General features: G+C 62.3%; 16 protein-coding genes. 11 read left to right on the top strand and 5 right to left on the bottom strand.

Annotation, left to right across the window (positions count from 1 at the left end):
* Positions 1-6: 6 nt before the first annotated feature.
* The 8 genes from BN1233_RS02310 (at position 7) to BN1233_RS02275 (ending at position 8554) form a co-directional block, all read left to right on the top strand.
* Positions 7-1020, top strand: a complete 1014-nt coding sequence (locus BN1233_RS02310; RefSeq protein WP_046861842.1) for an ABC transporter ATP-binding protein — start codon at positions 7-9, stop codon at positions 1018-1020.
* A complete protein-coding gene (locus BN1233_RS02305) occupies positions 1020-2066 on the top strand; it encodes an oligopeptide/dipeptide ABC transporter ATP-binding protein (RefSeq protein ID WP_052763674.1) in 1047 nt (348 codons plus the stop codon). The genes BN1233_RS02310 and BN1233_RS02305 overlap by 1 nt, the downstream gene beginning before the upstream one ends.
* A 16-nt stretch (positions 2067-2082) precedes the next feature.
* On the top strand, positions 2083-2829 hold the full coding sequence (locus BN1233_RS02300; protein ID WP_046861841.1) for an SDR family NAD(P)-dependent oxidoreductase: 747 nt from the start codon (positions 2083-2085) through the stop codon (positions 2827-2829).
* Between the two features lie 295 nt (positions 2830-3124).
* Positions 3125-4663 (top strand): sugar ABC transporter ATP-binding protein, encoded by a 1539-nt coding sequence (locus BN1233_RS02295; RefSeq protein ID WP_046861840.1) that lies wholly within the window; start codon positions 3125-3127, stop codon positions 4661-4663.
* A 2-nt stretch (positions 4664-4665) separates the two neighbouring features.
* Positions 4666-5640 carry an ABC transporter permease gene (locus BN1233_RS02290; protein ID WP_046861839.1) on the top strand — a complete coding sequence of 325 codons (975 nt, stop codon included), beginning with the start codon at positions 4666-4668 and terminating at the stop codon, positions 5638-5640.
* Positions 5640-6650, top strand: a complete 1011-nt coding sequence (locus BN1233_RS02285; RefSeq protein ID WP_046861838.1) for an ABC transporter permease — start codon at positions 5640-5642, stop codon at positions 6648-6650. The genes BN1233_RS02290 and BN1233_RS02285 overlap by 1 nt, the downstream gene beginning before the upstream one ends.
* Before the next feature lie 43 nt (positions 6651-6693).
* Positions 6694-7923: a sugar ABC transporter substrate-binding protein gene (locus BN1233_RS02280; RefSeq protein WP_046861837.1), complete on the top strand. Its 1230-nt coding sequence runs from the start codon at positions 6694-6696 to the stop codon at positions 7921-7923.
* A 97-nt stretch (positions 7924-8020) separates the two neighbouring features.
* Positions 8021-8554, top strand: a complete 534-nt coding sequence (locus tag BN1233_RS02275) for an ureidoglycolate lyase (protein WP_046861836.1) — start codon at positions 8021-8023, stop codon at positions 8552-8554.
* Between the two features lie 105 nt (positions 8555-8659).
* Here BN1233_RS02275 and BN1233_RS02270 read toward each other — a convergent pair whose 3' ends face one another.
* From BN1233_RS02270 to BN1233_RS02250, 5 genes are all read right to left on the bottom strand, one after another.
* Positions 8660-9163 carry a c-type cytochrome, methanol metabolism-related gene (locus BN1233_RS02270; RefSeq protein WP_244470852.1) on the bottom strand — a complete coding sequence of 168 codons (504 nt, stop codon included), beginning with the start codon at positions 9161-9163 and terminating at the stop codon, positions 8660-8662.
* A gap of 139 nt (positions 9164-9302) precedes the next feature.
* Positions 9303-9650, bottom strand: coding sequence for a hypothetical protein (locus BN1233_RS02265; protein ID WP_046861835.1), 348 nt, complete (start codon positions 9648-9650; stop codon positions 9303-9305).
* A 290-nt stretch (positions 9651-9940) separates the two neighbouring features.
* Positions 9941-12403: a glucose/quinate/shikimate family membrane-bound PQQ-dependent dehydrogenase gene (locus BN1233_RS02260; RefSeq protein WP_046861834.1), complete on the bottom strand. Its 2463-nt coding sequence runs from the start codon at positions 12401-12403 to the stop codon at positions 9941-9943.
* 144 nt (positions 12404-12547) lie between these two features.
* Positions 12548-12916 (bottom strand): c-type cytochrome, encoded by a 369-nt coding sequence (locus BN1233_RS02255; RefSeq protein ID WP_082145092.1) that lies wholly within the window; start codon positions 12914-12916, stop codon positions 12548-12550.
* On the bottom strand, positions 12906-14168 hold the full coding sequence (locus BN1233_RS02250; RefSeq protein WP_046861833.1) for a PQQ-dependent sugar dehydrogenase: 1263 nt from the start codon (positions 14166-14168) through the stop codon (positions 12906-12908). The genes BN1233_RS02255 and BN1233_RS02250 overlap by 11 nt, the downstream gene beginning before the upstream one ends.
* A 491-nt stretch (positions 14169-14659) precedes the next feature.
* Here BN1233_RS02250 and BN1233_RS02245 point away from each other — a divergent pair, with 491 nt between their 5' ends.
* The 3 genes from BN1233_RS02245 to BN1233_RS02230 all read left to right on the top strand — a co-directional run bounded on the left by BN1233_RS02245 (position 14660) and on the right by BN1233_RS02230 (position 18136).
* Complete coding sequence (locus BN1233_RS02245) at positions 14660-15418, top strand: class I SAM-dependent methyltransferase (protein ID WP_046861832.1); 759 nt, start codon at positions 14660-14662, stop codon at positions 15416-15418.
* 107 nt (positions 15419-15525) lie between these two features.
* The gene (locus BN1233_RS44415; protein WP_046861831.1) at positions 15526-15684 is read left to right on the top strand and encodes a DUF3309 family protein; all 159 of its coding nucleotides are present in this window, start codon (positions 15526-15528) and stop codon (positions 15682-15684) included.
* A gap of 490 nt (positions 15685-16174) precedes the next feature.
* Positions 16175-18136 (top strand): hybrid sensor histidine kinase/response regulator, encoded by a 1962-nt coding sequence (locus BN1233_RS02230; protein ID WP_046861829.1) that lies wholly within the window; start codon positions 16175-16177, stop codon positions 18134-18136.
* Positions 18137-18256: the final 120 nt, after the last annotated feature.

Here is an 18256-nt window from a genome sequence, read left to right as displayed (position 1 = left end):
CGCATCATGTTGGGCCTGACGCGGACATTCCCCTCTACATTGCTACGCCCCGCCGCAGTCCCGCTTGAAATCGAGAAACTCCGCGTTGAGTTTCCGACCGTGGATGGCGCTCCGAAAGTTGCGATTCGCGACCTCGATCTGTCGGTTTACACGGGCGAGATCCTCGGTCTTGTAGGCGAGTCTGGCGCTGGCAAGACTACGCTTGCTCGTTCAATCATGAACCTACCGCCGCCACCGGGCCGTGTGGCTGCAGGGTTTGTTCGCTTCAGCGGCATCAATCTCCTGGACCTGCCTGAGCGTAGGCTTCAACAGATGCGTGGCCGCGACATCTCGATGATAGTCCCCAATCCGCGCGGCGAGCTTAATCCACTTCTCTCGATCGGAGAGCAGATCGCCAATATGGCTCGCGTGCACTTGGGCAAGGATCGAGCTTCGGCACGGAAGATGGCGCTCGATATGCTAAATGCCGTGCAGATTCCGGACCCTGCACGGCGTATGAGAGCTTACCCGCATGAGCTATCGGGCGGTATGGCTCAGCGTGTCGTCATTGCTGCTGCGCTCATCTGTTCGCCCAAATTCATTATCTCCGATGATGCAACCAGCGGTCTTGATGTGACCGTCCAGGCGCAAATTTTGGAACTCCTCAAGACGCTAGCTCGAGAGCGGCATAGCGCCATGCTGTTCATAACCCGTGACGTCGGGATTACGGCACATTTCTGTGACCGTGTTGCGGTGATCTATGACGGAGAAATTATGGAGATCGCACCACGCGAGGGATTCTTCCTAGCCCCTCGGCACCCCTATACGGTCATGTTGTTGGCGGCCTTCTCCCACAACCCGCGCTTGCGCCGTGGTTGGACGATGCCGCGGATGCAGCAGGCTAGAGTCGATCCTGCTCAGAATTGCGTCTACGTGGATCGCTGCCCTCGTGCTCAGTCCGTGTGCCGCCGCACGAAGCCTCAGCTCATCGAACTTGCGCCGAGCCATTTCGCTCGCTGCCATTTCCCTGTGGAGCGGTGATGAGTTCGATGTTGCAGGTTGATGCTCTCTACAAACAGTTTCCGATCGCCGGATCCCGCAATGTCGTGCAAGCGATCAATGGAGTATCCCTTTCGATCGGGCCAGGCGAGACTCTTGGCTTGGTAGGCGAGAGCGGCTCAGGCAAGACAACGGTCGGGCGGTGCATCGTTGGCCTGACTGAAGTGTCTAAAGGGAAAATACACTTCAAGGGAGAGGATATCTCCGTTCCTCGCGCACGGCGCCCACCCAGCCTTCTCGGCAGGATCCAGCTCGTCTTCCAGGAGCCGGCCGAGTCGCTTGACCCACGCATGCGGATCAGGCGCTCCATTGAGGAACCACTCTTGGCACTGAAGGTGCCGGCCGCGGAGCGACGCGAACGTGTTCTGGAAGCAATGGAACGCGTTGGCCTGCGCCGGAGTATGCTCGATCTCTACCCTGCGGAACTGAGCGCAGGCCAGCAGCAGCGGGTTGGAATCGCGCGAGCGATGATTACCCGGCCCGAACTCGTCGTCCTTGATGAGCCAACCTCGGCTCTTGACCCTACTGCTCGAGCCGAGATCATTGAGCTCCTGATGAAGATTCAGGCGGACCTTGGCACCTCCTACCTCTTTATCTCGCACGATCTCAGCACGGTCAGGTTTATCAGCCACCGTGTGGCCGTGATGTATCTCGGGATGATCGTCGAGCAGGGAAATACTGCCGACGTCTTTGCCGAGCCGCGCCATCCGTATAGCATCGCCCTTCTCTCTGCGGTGTTGCTGCCACACCCCCGCCTGACACTCGAATCAGGTGTGGGCCTTAAGGGCGAGATTCCGAGTCCGATCAACCTGCCGAAGGGTTGCTTCCTCGCATCGCGCTGTCCATTCGCGACGGATCGCTCTCGCGCGGAAATGCCCCCTGCCGAAGATCTCGGAGGGGGGCACATCGTACATTGTTTCAACCATCGCGATGTTGCTCGCGTTCATCGTGCGTCCGACACCTTCGAGGAGTTCCAGCACGAGGCCGAACGCATCTTGGGAAATTACGATCGGACTTCGACTGCTTGAGACCTAGGGAGGGATCATGGGTAAGCTTGATGGGAAAATGGCACTCGTAACCGGAGGAGCCCGTGGCATTGGCCGCGCGATTGCTTTCGCCTTCGCTCATGAAGGGGCCGCCGTGGCGGTGCTCGACATGCGAAAGGATGATGCCGAGGCGGCTGCTCGAGAGATCTCGGGGCTTAATGTGAACACCATCGCGGTTGCCGCCGATGTCGGAGACGAGGCGCAGGTGAGATCTGCTGTTGACAAAGTTGGAGAAGCATTCGGCCGAGTCGACATTCTCGTCAACAACGCGGGCATTGATACCACCTCTCAAGTGGTCGAGATGTCGACCGAGATGTGGGATGAGATGATCCGCGTGAACCTTCGTAGCATCTTTCTTTGCACACGTGCGGTGCTCCCGGGGATGTTACAGCGCAAATGGGGCCGCATCATCAACATGAGTTCACAGCTGGCCCATAAAGGCGCGGCCGACATGGCGCATTATGCCGCTGCGAAAGCGGGTGTGCTCGGCTTTACGCGGTCACTTGCTTATGAGGTTGCTCGCGAGGGGATTACCGTCAACGCAATCTGCCCTGGGCCGATCGACACTGAACTTTTCCGCAATATCCCAGAGGCTTGGCGGAAAAGGAAACTCGCGGAGCTCCCGATCGGGCGAGCTGGAACCGTAGACGAGATTGCACCGACGGCTGTGATGCTGGCGTCCGATGAGGGCTCCTATTATATCGGCGCATCACTCAACCCAAATGGCGGCGACGTAATGATCTGACTGAGTTTGCAAGCCTTTCAATTTGCAAAGGTATAGCGATCTCTTCGAAAGGTTTCCTTCTCCGATGCGTCGCACGGAGGGAATCTCTCGTTGCGCTGTGCATTTACGAAGATGCTTGACTTTCTGCTGTCGACAATCAGGCCGGCGGGAAATCGGCAAGCCTGATGGTCAAAAATTCGATTGACCCCCGTCGGATCCACGTCCATCATTTCTCTGTCGTGGTGCACGACCGTGCAACCGGAACAGCACCGAAGTGGATCAACCATCACGGTACGCACCCAGAACGAGGTCTGATGTGCATCCACTCCTGGATGTCAGCGGCATCAGCAAGAGGTACGGGGCGACCGTCGCCCTGGAAGACGTTTCGTTCACGCTGCAGCCGGGCGAGGTTTGCGGATTGCTCGGTGAGAACGGCGCCGGCAAATCGACGCTCGTCAAATGCCTGAGTGGCGTCGTTACGCCGGACGCGGGCGAGATCCACGTCAATGGAGCACCGTTTCGGCCGCTGACGGCAGTCGAAGCCAATGAGCGCGGCGTTTCGACGGCCTTTCAGGAACTCAGCCTCGTCCCGACGCTTTCGGTGGCGATCAACATGTTCCTGCCCCGGCCGGAGCGAAACCGGTTGGGCATGGTTTCGACCCGCACGCTCGAGAGACGAGCAGCCGAGATCCTCGAGGCGCACGGGGTTTCGGATATTGCGCCATCAGCTCTGATCGGCGACCTGCCGCTCGGAATGCGGCAACGAATCGAAATCGTCCGGGCTCTTCACCGCCGGCCATCCGTGCTCCTCCTCGACGAGCCGACCGCGGCTCTTTCAGACCGGGAATGGCTGTTCGGCCTGGTCGAACGCGTCCTCCAGAGCGGGTCATCGGTCCTCTACATCAGTCATAAACTGGACGAGATACGCCGCCTGTGCCGCCGTTGCGTGATCCTGCGCAATGGCCGGAAGGTGCTCGACAGCCATGTCTCCGAGATGAGCGACGATGCCATCTTCAGCAGCATGGCAGGGCGCTCGGTCGTCGAGACTTTCACACGATCTCCGTCAGCAATCCGGGCCGGGGCGCCTCCGGTCCTGGAGGCCAGGCATCTCGTCGGTCCCGGTATTGCCGATGTCAGCTTCGCGTTGGCGCCGGGCGAAATTCTCGGTGTCGCGGGTCTTGAAGGACATGGCCAATCGAGATTGTTCCAGGCTCTGGTCGGGCTGTCGCCTCTCCAGTCGGGAACGATCGCCATCGACGGCATCGAAAGGACTATCCGGTCGCCCCAGGCGGCGCGCAAGCTCGGCGTGGTGCTCGTGCCGGAAGAACGCAAGACGGAAGGCATCTTCAACGACCTCTCGACCATGGCCAACATTTCGTTGCCGGTCGTCGACCGGGCGACTCGCTTCACGCTGATCGATGCGGAAGCCGAGCGCCGCCTGGTCGAAGCCGTCACGCCTTCGGTGAACCTTCCCGAGCGCTACCTGCCCCTCAGCATCAGCGCCTTGTCCGGGGGCAATCAGCAGAAGGCCGTTCTGGCCCGCGCCCTGATTGGCGGAGCGGAACGCCTGTTGCTGTTCGATCCGACGCGTGGCGTCGACGTAGGAGCCAAGCAGAACATCTATGCGATGATGCGTTCATTCGTTGCGAAAGGGGGCGCGATCCTGTTCTACTCGACCGAGCTCGACGAGCTCGTCCATCTGTGTGACCGCTGCATCGTCCTCTACCGCAACGGCATCGCCGGGGAGGTTGCGCGCGAGGATCTCAGCCAGGACAGGCTGCTGTCCCTGGCATCCGGTCATCGTGCAGGTACCCCCTCGAATGCCGCGGCTCCAGCCATCGGAGCATCGGCCTGACAATGGCCGCGACACCCCGCCGATATGGCAGGATCCTCACCGCAGGCGGTGCACTACCGGCCGTGATCCTGTTCCTGATCATGTTCGGCATTTACATCGCCCATGAGCCCTCCGCTCTGTCCGCTTTCGGGCTCGGCAATCTCGTGAATAACGCGATCGTGCTCGCGCTGGCGGCGGCAGGCCTGACGGTCGTGGTTCTGGCGGGCGAGTTCGACCTGTCGGGACCGGGAGTGATCGCGATCGCGAATGTCGTGGTCGCGACGACGAGCACCGGCACTCTCGGAAGCGCTGGCAGCTTTGCTGCAGTGCTTGCGATCGGTATCCTGGTCGGTAGCCTGAACGGCTGGCTGGTTGCCTATCTCGGCCTGCAGTCTCTCGCCGTGACGATCGGCTCGCTGATCGTGTGCCAAGGCATCGCCCTGATCATCCTGCCTGCTCCGGGCGGCGAGGTCGCGGAGGCGATCGCCTATGGCGTGACCGGCGATTTTTATGGCGTGCCGATCGCAGCACTGATCCTGGCCGGTGCCGCGCTGCTCTGGTCAGTGCTGAAGAACACCCGTCGCGGCATTGCGATCTATGCCGTGGGAGCCGATGAATCCGCGGCGCAGCTGTCCGGCCTCAATGTGCGAGCGACCAAGGTGTTCGCCTTCGTGACGGCGGGGATCTGCTATGCGGTGGCAGGCTTCGTGCACAGCGCCGAGATCGGATCCGGCGATCCGCGTGTCAGCGATTCCTTCCTCCTGTTCATGTTTGCTTCGGTGGCGATCGGTGGGACGTCCCTGACCGGTGGCCGCGGCGGCGTTCTCGGAACCCTGGTCGGCGCCGGGATCCTCACGGTCATGCAAAAGATGCTCTTCGCGCTCGGCGTCGCCGAGTTCTATACGAATATCTTTACCGGGCTGATCATGATCGCCGCGATCTTCTTCGGCCAGTTGGCTCCTCTCATCGCCCGGATCACACAGCGGAGCACGGCCTGATGCGGACGAACGACACACCTTCGTCCGCTGGCGTGGCCACGACGGAGTCCGCCTCGCACCGCCGTGCCTTCATCCGGCCGGACGTGGTGCCGGCGCTCGGTGTGCTCGCGGCGACGGCCGTCTTGATCATCGGCATGAAGCTGGTGAATCCGTCATTCGGTTCGTTCGACCAGCTCACGGCGATCCTGGTGACGGCGATCTTCCTGGTCGTCGCCTCTTTCGGCCAGGGCCTCGTGATCCTCATCGGCGGAATCGACCTCTCGATCGGCATCGTCATGGGAGTCGGGGGCATGATGATCGCCAACCTGACGCGAGGCAGCAACGACGCTCTGATCTACGCTCTCCCGGTTGCGCTGGTGTGTTGCACGGCGATCGGCGCACTGAACGGCATCGGCATCGCCCTGGCGAAGCTGCCTCCCTTCATCATGACCCTGTCGTCGGCGACCACGTTCTACGGTGTCGCGCTCGGATTGACGGCCGGCGGATCCCAGCAGTCGGTCGCCCCAGCCTTGCAGGACTTCATGAGCAGTCGCTGGGCCGGTATTCCCTTGCCGATCATCTTCATGATCGTCTTTGTCACCGCCGCCATCCTGTTTCAGAACCGGACCGCGGTGGGACGGAAGCTTTATGCGATGGGGAGCAGCCCCGGCTCGGCCCGGGTGCTCGGCTTGCCGATCGTTCCCTTGACGATCGCGGTCTATGCGATCAGCGGACTCTGTGCTGGGATTGCGGGCATCCTTCTGGCCGGCTACGCGGCAAGCGCGACCCTGGAAATGGGCAATGCCCTGTTGATGCCGACCATTGCCGCCGTGGTGATCGGAGGCGCGCGCGTGACCGGTGGGACGGGACTCTATGTCGGGACTCTGGCGGGGGCGCTGTTTCTGAGCACGCTCTCGACGGTCATCACGGCCCTGAGCCTGTCACAGGGGCTTCGAAGCGTCATTCAAGGCGGCATCATCATTATGGCCTTGCTCCTGCAAGGCCAGCAATCGCGTGCGCGTAAACCCTGACCGGGAGGGTCGGGGACCGATCACCCAACCGGGAGGAATTACCATGAAGACCAGTTTCATGAGCCAACCAGCGTTCAGGATCTTGGGCGCTCTGTCAGGTGCCGCGGTGATTCTGTCGACTGCGGCGGCGCCCGGCCATGCAGAAGAGCGCTACAAGGTGTTCCTCAACATGAGCTACAGCGGCAACACCTGGCAGGCGCTCGCGGCGAATGGGATCAAGGCGCTGGCGGCGACCCCGCCTTATGACAAGAATGTGGAGTTCAAGACCGTCATCTCCGGCACCGAAGTGCAGCGTCAGATTTCGGACCTGCAAAGCATGATTGCCGCCGGGGCGAATGCCATTCTGATCATGCCTCTCTCACCGACCGGATTGAACCGGGTGATCAAGCAGGCCTGCAGCAAGGGCATTGTCGTCTTCACCTATGACGCCACCGTCACGGAACCCTGTGCATACAACGTCAGCAGCATCACGGCCCGCTATGGAGCCAACTCCGCTCAATGGATGGTCAATCAGATGGGCGGCAAGGGCGAACTCGTCTTCAACCACGGCGTTGCGGGCACGACCGTCACCAAGACTTACGACGAGCAGGCTTATCACATCTTCAAGAAATATCCCGGCATCAAGATCGTCGGCGATTTTTACGGCAACTGGAACGACGCAACCTCCCAGGAAGAGGTCGCCAAGATCCTGGCGGCCCATCCCAATATCGACGGGATCTGGACCGTGGACGGAAACTACGGATCCCTGCAGGCGGTCGTCAACGCCCGCCCGGACCGCCTGGTGACGATCACAGGCCAGTCGAACAACGGGTACCGGCTCATGATCGCCGATCCCGATATGCAAGCGAAGGGATTGAAGGGGCTCTCGTCGAGCTCCGGACCGGCCGTCGGCGGCTATGCCTTCAAGCTCATGATGGAAGTCGTGACTGGCAAGAAGAAGCTCGAGCAGCACAGCATCGAGTATCCGTTGCCCTGGGTCCAACCTCAAGACGTCAAGGTTTGTTCGGGAGACAAGTTCGTCGAGGGCTGCAATACGTTCCCGGCCGACAAGGTCTCTCCCCTGTTCATCACGACCGCGCTGGATGGTGAGCGGCTGCCCGAGCTCAGCCTCGACGCGGTGCAAACCGGAAACCCAGCGCCGGGCGCCACCATTCAGGAACTCCCAAAGGTCATCTACGCGGACACGTTACCCGGAATCAACTGCACGGACTGCAAGGCACCTGCCGATTGGCTCGAGCCCAATCGGGTAGAACCGATCCCCGTCCCGCAATAGCAATCCCATGGGCGGGATTTCGATCCCGCCCTCCAACTCTGCAGGACGAGACGCTGCCAAGAGTTCCTTCTATCCTGTGCGATACACGTGAGCTGCCATGAAGCCTTCCATCAATCTGCAGCTCGCTCCGATCTCTAACGAGGCATTCGCTCCATTCGGACACATCGTCCAAGTCGGCGGGTCGGGGATGCTCGTGAATGGCGGAACCGCACATCGATTCGACGTTCACGCGTTTCCCGGCCGCGAGGCGGATCCTTCGCTCTCCCTGGTCACGTCGATCTTCAGAGCCGACGGGCTGACGCTGCCGCGAACGATCCGAATGCTTGAGCGACACCCGCGAACTGCGCAGTTGATCGTCCCGATCTCGGCGCAGGATCATCTAATCGTCGTGTGCTCGAATCGAAGCGACGGCAATCCGGACCTGAGCACCCTGGGGGCCTTTCGGCTCGAAGCCGATCAAGGCGTGGTTTACAAGCCAGGGGTCTGGCATCACCCGATCGTCGCGATCGGCCGCGAATCCTTATTCCTGGTTCAATCCTGGCAGGACGGCTCCGATCGCGACTGCGAAATCACGGCGATCGACCCGGTTTCGATCACTGCGCTTCCCGACATGGGCGAAGATCCCGCGTAACGCCTCCCATTCTGCGAGTCGGCAGGGTTACGCATAATCACCTCTCCTCTCCCGCGAGAGGAGAGGTGATTGTGCGCAGTGGAGAGAGGGCCTTTGCTTCAGGATCTATTCGCGGTCGAGACAAGCTGCTTCGCGCCGGACTGCGGCTTCCGGTTTTGGCAGGCGTCTCTCCGGCCGCGATCGTCCGAGGGCGCCATCGGCACGAGCCTTCAAGTAGACGAAGATATCCTCGAGATAGCACATGACGTTCGGATCGCCGCCCATCGCCCGCATCACACGCTGCTGGGTCGGACCGACGCTCCGAAGACCATGGACCATGATATCCACGAAGGTGTCATAGGTCATGGTTTTCATCGGCTCGAGCAAGGACGGCGCGAATGTGCTGCCTTCGCCATCGGGTCCGTGGCACATGTGGCATTCGGCATGGTAGCGGCGAAAGCCGTTGAACGTGTACCAGTCGATGCCGCCGTCAGGAAAGATCCGATAGGTCGGCTCACCGCTTTCCGTATGGAACTTCCCGTCGTCACCCTCCTGCATCTGTCCCGATGCGACGGGCCGCGCGGGGCAGACGGCCAGGACGAGGGCCAGTGCGCCGAGGCGCGCCAGCAAAGCCGTTCTGCCGAACCAGCACCTTGCGAGAGACCGTGGTCTCGTTGTGATGACGGCAGCGCCGGCTCGGTTCGGGGTTGGAGCTCCACGGCCCGCGCGCGAACATGCGGGCCGGCGGATGCTCCTCATCGGTTGCGGATCAGTGCGTAACGCTGCTGAGTTTGTTTTCACCGTTGACGAAGACACGATCGCCGATGCGTTCGATTTCCAGCGTCATGGCGCTCTCGCCGACCGCGCGCGGCACCGATAGCATCGTTCTCTGGCCCGATGTCAGAGTCGTTACGAAGCGCACGGGGGTTGCATTGGCACCGGACGCGACGGTCGCGACGACCTGATAGCCGTCCTTTTCGACGGTGTAGTAGGCAGCACCCAACACGTCCCCGAGCTCGATGCTCAGGCCCGCCATCGGCTCGAGTTCGGAAGCATGTGCCGAACCCGCAACACAGAATCCGGCCAATGCCGAAATAAGCGTGACACTCATCCTCATGATGGTACCCTCTTCCACGCCGGCGCGTCTTGCTGGCGCACGGCAGAGCGCATTGCTTACGGCGATCTCGCTCCGAACGATCGCGCATGGCGGCTGGTGAGCAATAAAGTTTCTGGCGTCACATTAATCTTATTCTTTTCTTAGGATGTGCGCTCCGGCACCCAGCAGATGGACCTCGGCTGAACCGTTCGGCATCGGCGCAGAACACGTTCTGCCTTCGAAGTGGCCTGCTCCATTGCATCACTGAGCGCGAAGCCGTTACAGCACCGCGGGATCACCGGGCTCCGGCGCTATTCCTTCGGCAATGCGTAAGCGATGATGGAATCGCCGGCCTTGGTGCCGAGCGAGCCATGGCCGCCTGCCACGACGAGCAGGAACTGCCGCCCGTCGTCGCCGAGATAGGTCATGGGCGTCGCCTGCCCGCCGGCGGGAAGACGGCTTTCCCAAAGCTGAGTGCCGCTCGAAACGTCGTAGGCGCGCACGTAATAGTCCAGGGTGCCGGATAGGAACGCCACACCGCCGGCCGTCATGATGGGGCCCCCCAGATTCGGGACACCCATCTTGAACGGAAGTGGAATCGGTGAACGGTCGCGCACGGTGCCATTCTTGTGCCGCCAGATGATTTTCCCTGTCGTGAGATCCGCCGCCGATACGTATCCCCAAGGAGGAGCATTGCACGGCAGGCCGAGCACCGAGGTGAATGCGCTGAGCTGGACCGCGAAGGGCGCGCCGAAATTCTCGTTCAGGGCCGGCAGGCTACCCTTCGGACGGTTCTCCCCCTGCACATAGAGCGTCGTGTCGTCGGCGCGCGGCACCAGCTTGGAACGGAATGCGAGATAGGCCGGCGTCGTGAAGGCGATCTGGCGTTTCGGATCGACGGCGATGCCGCCCCAATTGAAGACACCGAAATTGCCGGGATGGATCACCGATCCCTGCGTGGATGGTGGCGTGTAACGGCCCTCGTAGCGCATCCGCTTCAACGCGATGCGGCACGAGAGCTGGTCGAACATGGTCGCGCCCCACATGGAGGCACCGGTCAGGGTCCGCGGGCCATACGAGAGCACGGAGACCGGCTGCGTCGGTGCGGTCCGATCCCCCTTGGCTGCGCCTTGTGGGGCCGGGACCTCGGTCACTGGTATGATCGGCTCACCGGTACGGCGGTCGAGCACGTAGATTTCGCCCTGCTTGGTGGGCTGCACGAGGGCCGGAACGGTCCCGCCGTTGATCGTCAGATCGACGAGGCTCGGCTGCGCGGGAACATCGTAGTCCCACAGATCATGGCGAACCGTCTGGAAGTTCCAGTGCACCTGCCCGGTGGCAAGGTCCAGCGCTACGATCGAGGACGAGAAGCGCTCGACGCTCTGGCTGCGGTTGCCGCCCCATTGGTCCGGCGGCTGGTTGCCGAGCGGCACGTAGACCATACCGAGCGCCTCGTCGACGCTGGAGATCGACCAGCTGTTCGGCGAGTTCGGCGTATAGGTTTCGCCCGGCGGGATCGGCGTCGTAACTTCCGGATTGCCCGAATCCCAGTTCCAGACGAGCGCACCCGTCTCGACATCATAGGCGCGGATGACCCCCGACTGCTCCTGCGTCGAGACATTGTCGAGAACCGTGCCGCCGACGATGATCAGATTTTGGGTCACGACCACGGGCGAGGTCGAGTAATAGGCGCCGGGTCTGACGTTCGGCATGTTGGCCCAGAGATTGATCTGGCCCGTGCCATTGCCGAAGGAGGTGCAGACGGCGCCATTCTCCGGATTCAGCGCGATCAGGCGACCATCGGCCGTCGGCATGAAGAGCTTTGCGCGGCACTCGTCCGTCGTGTGCCCACCCGCGGCTGCAACCGGCAGATCGGGGACCTCCGGGTTCCGCACCGACGCGGCCGCGCCCTGTGTGGCGGCGGCCGATGTTGCTGTGCCGGGATGATAGGAGAGACCGCGGCATGTGAGGTGCTGAAGCGCGAGTTGGTCGCGGATCTTGGGATCATATCGCCAGACCTCGGCTCCCGTGGTCGCGTTCAGCGCAATCACGAATTGATGCGGCGTGCAGAGAAAGAGCCTGTCGCCGATCTTGAGGGGCGTGACCTCGAATGTCGTCTCCTCAGGGTCGCCGGGGCGGCCTCTCATGTCGCCGGCGTGATAGGTCCAAGCAACCTGGAGCCGCGAAACGTTCTGCGGCGTGATCTGATCCAGGGGCGAGTACCGCTGGCCGTAGTTGGTGCGGCCATAGGCATGCCATTCACCGGGAGGCATGCCCGGTACGTCGGCAGAGACCTCGGCGCGTACCTGCGGAGCGGTGCCCTCGATGCGATGCGGATCCATGAACCAGGACACGACGGCAACCACGCATGCGATGCCGAGCGCAAAGGTCAGCGGCAGACCGGCGCCGCGGAAGGCCGACACGCGGACGGGCCCGGTGAGGCCGGGCTCCAGGGCCTCCGTGACCCAGGGCGTCAGCAGCAAAAGGCCGATCAGGAAGATCACGTCGCCCCGCGGGGCGAGTTGCCACCAATCGAGCCCAACCTCCCAGATGGCCCACGCCAGCGTTCCGATGATGAGGAGCGCGTAGATCTGCAATGCGGCGGCCCGTCCTCCGCTGAGGAGATAGGCAGTCAGGAGAAAACCCAGGGCCGCCGCCACGTAATACCAGGAGCCGCCGAGCGCGATCAGCCAGATGCCTCCGACGCCGAGAGCCAATCCCACCAGGGCGAGAACGATGCTCGTCGCCAGGAGAACACCACTGCGCCGCTGCATAATTCACCCCTCGCGCTGTCAGTCGCGTAACGCATCGCGGTCGGGAAAGGTTGCGAGATGCTAGCCCAATGCGTCAGTTGCGCGCCGGCGCGAAGACGGCTGCGCAACATATTCGCAGCATCGGCCCGATCCCGCCGAACCGCACTATGGCGGAATGACCTCGATCTCGAGCGAGGAGTAATAGGTCGCGATGTTCGCGATATCGTCGTCCGAAAGCTCTTTCGCGACGATGTTCATGGATTCGTTCTTCCGGATTCCCTCGCGGTACTCGGTGATGGCTTTCACGAGATAGTTCTCGATCTGCCCTGCCAGATTGGGAGCTTCCGGATTCTTGGAAAGCCCATCCATGCCATGGCAGGCCTGACAGACGCCGGCGACCTTCTGGCGGCCGGCCTGCCGATCCCCGGCCGAGGCCGGATGAACGACGCCCATCGTGAGGCTCAGGCCGAGCCAGCCGGCCAGGAAGAGGGGCGCACCGGTCCGGTGCGCCCGTGCAGGTCGATCATTGACCATAGGAAATCCGGTAAACGGCACCTGCCGTATCATCGGAGACGAGGAGTGAGCCGTCGAGCAGCACGGCGACATCGACGGGGCGCCCCAGATACTCACCGTTGTCGGTCAGCCAGCCTTCAGCGAAGACCTGTGGCTTGTCGGCCGTTCCGTCGGGCTTCAACGGCGTGAACATCACCCGCGCGCCGACGGGTTTCGTCCTGTTCCAGGAGCCGTGCTGCGCCGAGAAGAGTCCGCCGCGATATTGCTGCGGGAACATAGTCCCGGTGTAGAACGCCAAACCGAGATCTGCAGCATGAGCCGTCATCTCGACCTGCGGGTTGACCACTCCGGCCGGAACCGGCTCGTCCTTGTATTCGACGGTGCGCACCGTGCCGCCGCCATACCATGGGAAGCCAAAGTTCTGCCCCGGCTGAACGGCCCGGTTGATCTCGCCGGGCGGAATGTCGTCACCCATGCCGTCGACTTGGTTGTCGGTGAACCAGAGCGTCTTGTCGGCCGGGTTGAACTCGATGCCGACCGAGTTGCGAATGCCGGTCGCAAAGACTTCCCGGTTTTTGCCGTCCTGATCCATGCGGATGATGCCGCCGATCCCAACGCGCTTATAGAGATCCAGTTTGTCCTTGGGTGGCACATTGAATGGCTGCCCGAGGGCGATATAGAGCTTGTTGTCAGGGCCGATGCGGCAGACGCGGGCCGTGTGGTTGTAGCTTTCCTCGGCAGGCGGAATCAGCTCGCCCTGCTTCACAACCTGAAAGGCGGCAACGTCGGGCCCCTCGTAGAAGAACTCCGCCGCCGGAAACTGCAGCACTCTGTTCTGTTCGACGACGTAGAGAACACCATCGCGGGAGAAGCACACGCCATTCGGGATCTTGAACGCGACCGACGGCGCGAACTCCTTCACCTCGTCGGCGACCCGGTCCTTGTCGCGGTCTGTCACTGCATAGACCTTGCTCTTGCGGGTTCCGACGAACACGACGCCCGCATTCGGGCCGACAGCCATATGCCGCGCATCGGGAACGAGGGCATAAAGCTCGATCTTGAAGCCCGGCGGTAGCTTGATCTTTTGAAGGTTACGCTGGATCGCATCGGCCTTCCTGCCCTCCTGGGGGATCGGCTTCGGCTCCTCCGTACCGGTGCTCTGGAAAGCTCCGAGGCGCTCGAGGTTGCCGGTGGGCGACTGAACGGCGGGTTGGGCGAGGACAGGGGACACGAGCACAAGGGCCGAAACGGCAGCAAGCAAAAGCGGCTTCATTGTTTCCTCCGGCAGACGCGCCTCGGCTTTCCCGGGCGCAACGTCAAGCTAACTCGTGCCGTACCCGATGCAAGAACTTCCCGTTACTCATTTCAGCCCCCGGGTTCGCTCCCCGGAGGAGGTCTGCGTCGTTTCGGGCCGGGTGAAGGGCTCCTCAGCACGCCCTCCAACGCCGTGCGGCTCGATGGTGGATGAGCGCGCGTAATCGACTGTCCTTTCTTATACTTCTCAATGGCCCGCGATACTGCCGACCCATTCCGTCATTGCGAGCTTCTCACCGACCTGTGATCGATCCGCCAGGGATGAAAGCTTGGGCGTGAGGAGCCATAGAGACCTTTCACGCCCAGCTGCTTTCTTTCTAGCCGAAGGCGAAGCAATGACGAGAGGATCATGATGAGGCAATGCCTTGCGTCTTGCGGGCGCCCCGTCGTGGAAGACTCCTCTGGTCGGGATCCCTATCATCGCCTTCGACGCACTGAACGGAGACCAGGGTGCCCTTGCAATTCTCCACCTCCTTCCCAGCCGTCGACCATTACATGATGAACGGTTTCGACACGGTGCGGGGCATGTCCTCGCGCTTTGCGACAACAATCTGCGCCTGCCTCCTCGCGCGGCAGACAGAACTCGGCATCGGCGGCCACTTCGCCGAGATCGGGACTTTCGAGGGCCGCTTCTTCATCGCCATGGCCCTGGCGCTCTCCGGCGATGAAAAAGCATTGGGCATCGACACCTTCGATTGGCCGAACGCGACGCTTCTCGAGCGCTTCACGGCACATTGCGAGCGCTTCGGCGTCGCCGATGCGCAGCTCGTCGTCCACAAAGGCAGAAGCGAAGCGCTGTCGCCCGGCGATGTGGGTTCACTGCTCGGAGGGCCGGTCCGGATGTGGCATGTGGACGGCGAGCATTCCCGTACGGCCCTCCAGCGCGACCTCGACCTCGCCCGTTCGACCCTTCACCCGGATGGCCTGATCGTCGTCGACGACATGCTGCATCCGGAATACCCGCTCCTCGTGGTCGCACTGCACGAATGGCTCGAGCGCCATCGCGACATGCGGGTCGTCTGCGTCATCGATCGCGAGGATATCGTGGCGGCCAGCAAATTCGTGCTCTGCAGAACGCAATCCGTGTGTCATTACGAGGAGGACCTGATGTCGAGATTCGAGCGCTTCCACTACGTGATGGGCTCCGAGTGGGAGCGCTACTTCTGCGTGGTCCTGACTCCCGAACCGCGTCTCGCACCCGTTGACTGACGTTCACGCCAGGACAGTTATTCCTTGGCGAGGCGACCAATAGTCCTCGACGTCCGGCTCCAGTGGAGAGCCGGCGGCATCACGCCGACCAGCTACGGAGACATGCCATGAGTATCGGTACCATCCTTCTGATCATCCTGATCCTGATTCTGCTCGGCGTCATTCCGACCTGGGGCTATAGCCGCTCCTGGGGGTATGGGCCGAGCGGGATCGTCGGGGTCATCGTCGTGATCCTCCTGGTGCTGCTGCTCATGGGACGCCTCTGACGGCGCAGCCGGACATGGAGGGCGGACATGCGGGAGGGGAAACGGAGCAAGAGCAAACGGGACGAACGCGGGCTCGAGAACAGCAGCGTCAACAGCTCCCGGCGTGCGGGATTGCGCCAGGACGGTCTCGGCAACCCCGCCCGCGACCGTCCCGGAGAGGACTCGCCCGGAGAGGACTCGACCGAAAGCGCGAGAGTGCCGGATCAGCAAAACCGAAAGGGGTGATCCGGCGCGGCTCCTCGGATAGCCTCCGCATCGCTGCAAGATGAGGCCTCGTCCCCATGCAGGGACGGTCCGGCAATCGGCATTGCTCGCCCTTTTTGTTATCCTCAGCCGCCGTGCCGCACCTCGGCACGCCTGCGGGCTGCGGGGCTGACCGCTCCTTCTTTCAGCTGCTTCGGAACAAAGGGTGCAGGATTTTGTTGGACTCCATTGGGCTGTTATGGCGAAAAGAAGAGGCCAGCTCGGCCCGGGCCGCTTTGGGACCCCCATGGATGTAGTACAGAGTCCCGGCACAGCGATGAGGGACGAAGAACGGTATCGACTCCTCATCGAATCGGTCGCCGATTGTGCCATCTTCATGCTCGATCCGAATGGCATCGTGTCGAGCTGGAATCCTGGTGCGCAACGGTTCAAGGGCTATACCGCCGCAGAGATCATCGGCCAACATTTCTCGCGGTTCTATACCGAGGAGGATCGGGAGGCCGGCGAGCCGGCCCGGGTCCTGGCGACGGCAGCCCACGAGGGAAAGTTCGAAGGCGAAGGCTGGCGGGTCCGCAAGGACGGCACCCGGTTCTGGGCCAGTATCGTCGTCGACCCCATTCGAGACGATCGAGGAAACCTGCTCGGCTTCGCCAAGGTGACCCGTGACTTCACGGAGCGGCGCGCATCCCAGGAAGCCCTGAGAAAGAGCGAAGAGCAATTCCGCCTCCTGGTCCATGGTGTCATCGACTACGCCATCTTCATGCTCGACCCCGGCGGCCACGTCGCCAACTGGAACTCCGGCGCGCAGCGCATCAAGGGCTACTCCGAGCGGGAGATCATCGGACGGCATTTCTCGGTATTCTACACACCCGAGGATCTCGAGGCGGGCCTGCCCGCGAAGGCTCTCGAAACCTCGTCCCGCGAGGGCAGATACGAGAAGGAAGGCTGGCGGGTTCGCAAGGATGGCACGCGGTTCTGGGCCAACGTGGTGATCGACGCGATCCGGGACGAGGAGGGGAATCTCCTCGGCTTCGCCAAGGTAACCCGTGATATCACGGAGCGGCGGACATCCCAGGAGGCTCTCGAACAAGCCCGTGTGGCGGCCCACCACGCGCAGAAGATGGAGGCCATCGCCCAGCTCACGGCCGGGATCGCGCACGACTTCAACAATCTGCTCACGGTCGTGATGGGCAATCTCGACATGCTCAAACGCGCCAAGGAGGACAGACGTCCGAGACTGATCGACAATGCCCTGCATGCCGTCGGTCAGGCCCGCAAGCTGACACAGCAGCTGCTGGCCTTCAGCCGCCGCCAGACCCTCTTCCCCGAGATCATCGAGCTGAACGGGATGGTGGCCGGGATGGACGACATGCTCGCCCAGTCTCTGCGCGAGGACGTGAAGATCGAACTCGACCTGGCCGACGACCTTTGGCCTGTCGAGATCGATGCGTCGCAGCTCCAGATCGCCCTCATCAATCTCGCGGCGAACGCCCGCGACGCCATGCCGAAGGGCGGAACATTCAAGATCAAGACCGAGAACTCGGCTCGCCGCCGCGGCGGGATGGAGGAGGCGGTTGCGCTCAGCGTGACGGATACCGGCGTCGGGATACCCGGGGACGTGCTGTCCCAGGTATTCGAGCCCTTCTTCACGACGAAGGAGGTCGGCAAGGGCACGGGTCTCGGGCTGGCGCAAGTCTATGGCTTTGCGCAGCAATCCGGCGGCTCCGCCGACATCCGCAGCGAGGTCGGGCGAGGAACGACGGTGACCCTGTATCTGCCGCGCGCCAAGGTGCCGGCGGAGAAATGCGAGCGTCGAAACAGTGCCGCCCCTGCTGCGACGGACCGCTCACTGCGAATCCTTCTCGTCGAGGACAATCCACACGTCGCGGACGTCGCCTCCGCGCTTCTCGGCGAGCACGGACATCGGATCACGCGGGCCGGCAGCGCCGATGCGGCGCTCGCGATCCTCGAGTCGAAACAGGTCTTCGATCTCGTCTTTTCGGACCTCGTCATGCCGGGCAAGAACGACGGTCTCGACCTCGCCCGCACCATTCGCACGAAATGGCCGGCCCTGCCCGTCCTGCTCGCGACGGGGTACAGCGAGGCCGAAGGCCGGGCCGTCGAGGAAGCCATCCCGCTCATCAAGAAGCCATATCTGCCGAATGCCCTGATGGCAGCCGTCCAGCGTGTGACGTCTCCGGAATACGAGGCCAGGCGCGCCTCCAACGTCATTCCGCTGGTTCGTTGAGACGGTAGCGGGTCCGATCCGAGAAATGCGAGACTGTACCGAAGGATCGCGAAGCGGTCTCACGCGATTGATCCTGGTCATGGCCATATCCGCCAAGCGCGCCATTCCTGTATAGTGCCT

Source organism: Microvirga massiliensis (genome assembly GCF_001006805.1).
GTDB classification, from domain to species: domain Bacteria; phylum Pseudomonadota; class Alphaproteobacteria; order Rhizobiales; family Beijerinckiaceae; genus Microvirga; species Microvirga massiliensis.
The sequence above is the reverse complement of the archived record's forward strand: the minus strand, read 5'-3'. Positions and strand labels throughout refer to the sequence as shown.

Bases quoted from the DNA above. Each gene is read 5' to 3' on its own strand.
- BN1233_RS02310 (WP_046861842.1), top strand. From the start codon at position 7: ATGTTGGGCCTGACGCGGACATTCCCCTCTACATTGCTACGCCCCGCC.
- BN1233_RS02305 (WP_052763674.1), top strand. From the start codon at position 1,020: ATGAGTTCGATGTTGCAGGTTGATGCTCTCTACAAACAGTTTCCGATC.
- BN1233_RS02300 (WP_046861841.1), top strand. From the start codon at position 2,083: ATGGGTAAGCTTGATGGGAAAATGGCACTCGTAACCGGAGGAGCCCGT.
- BN1233_RS02290 (WP_046861839.1), top strand. From the start codon at position 4,666: ATGGCCGCGACACCCCGCCGATATGGCAGGATCCTCACCGCAGGCGGT.
- BN1233_RS02285 (WP_046861838.1), top strand. From the start codon at position 5,640: ATGCGGACGAACGACACACCTTCGTCCGCTGGCGTGGCCACGACGGAG.
- BN1233_RS02280 (WP_046861837.1), top strand. From the start codon at position 6,694: ATGAAGACCAGTTTCATGAGCCAACCAGCGTTCAGGATCTTGGGCGCT.
- BN1233_RS02275 (WP_046861836.1), top strand. From the start codon at position 8,021: ATGAAGCCTTCCATCAATCTGCAGCTCGCTCCGATCTCTAACGAGGCA.
- BN1233_RS02265 (WP_046861835.1), bottom strand. From the start codon at position 9,650: ATGAGGATGAGTGTCACGCTTATTTCGGCATTGGCCGGATTCTGTGTT.
- BN1233_RS02260 (WP_046861834.1), bottom strand. From the start codon at position 12,403: ATGCAGCGGCGCAGTGGTGTTCTCCTGGCGACGAGCATCGTTCTCGCC.
- BN1233_RS02255 (WP_082145092.1), bottom strand. From the start codon at position 12,916: ATGGTCAATGATCGACCTGCACGGGCGCACCGGACCGGTGCGCCCCTC.
- BN1233_RS02250 (WP_046861833.1), bottom strand. From the start codon at position 14,168: ATGAAGCCGCTTTTGCTTGCTGCCGTTTCGGCCCTTGTGCTCGTGTCC.
- BN1233_RS44415 (WP_046861831.1), top strand. From the start codon at position 15,526: ATGAGTATCGGTACCATCCTTCTGATCATCCTGATCCTGATTCTGCTC.
- BN1233_RS02230 (WP_046861829.1), top strand. From the start codon at position 16,175: ATGGATGTAGTACAGAGTCCCGGCACAGCGATGAGGGACGAAGAACGG.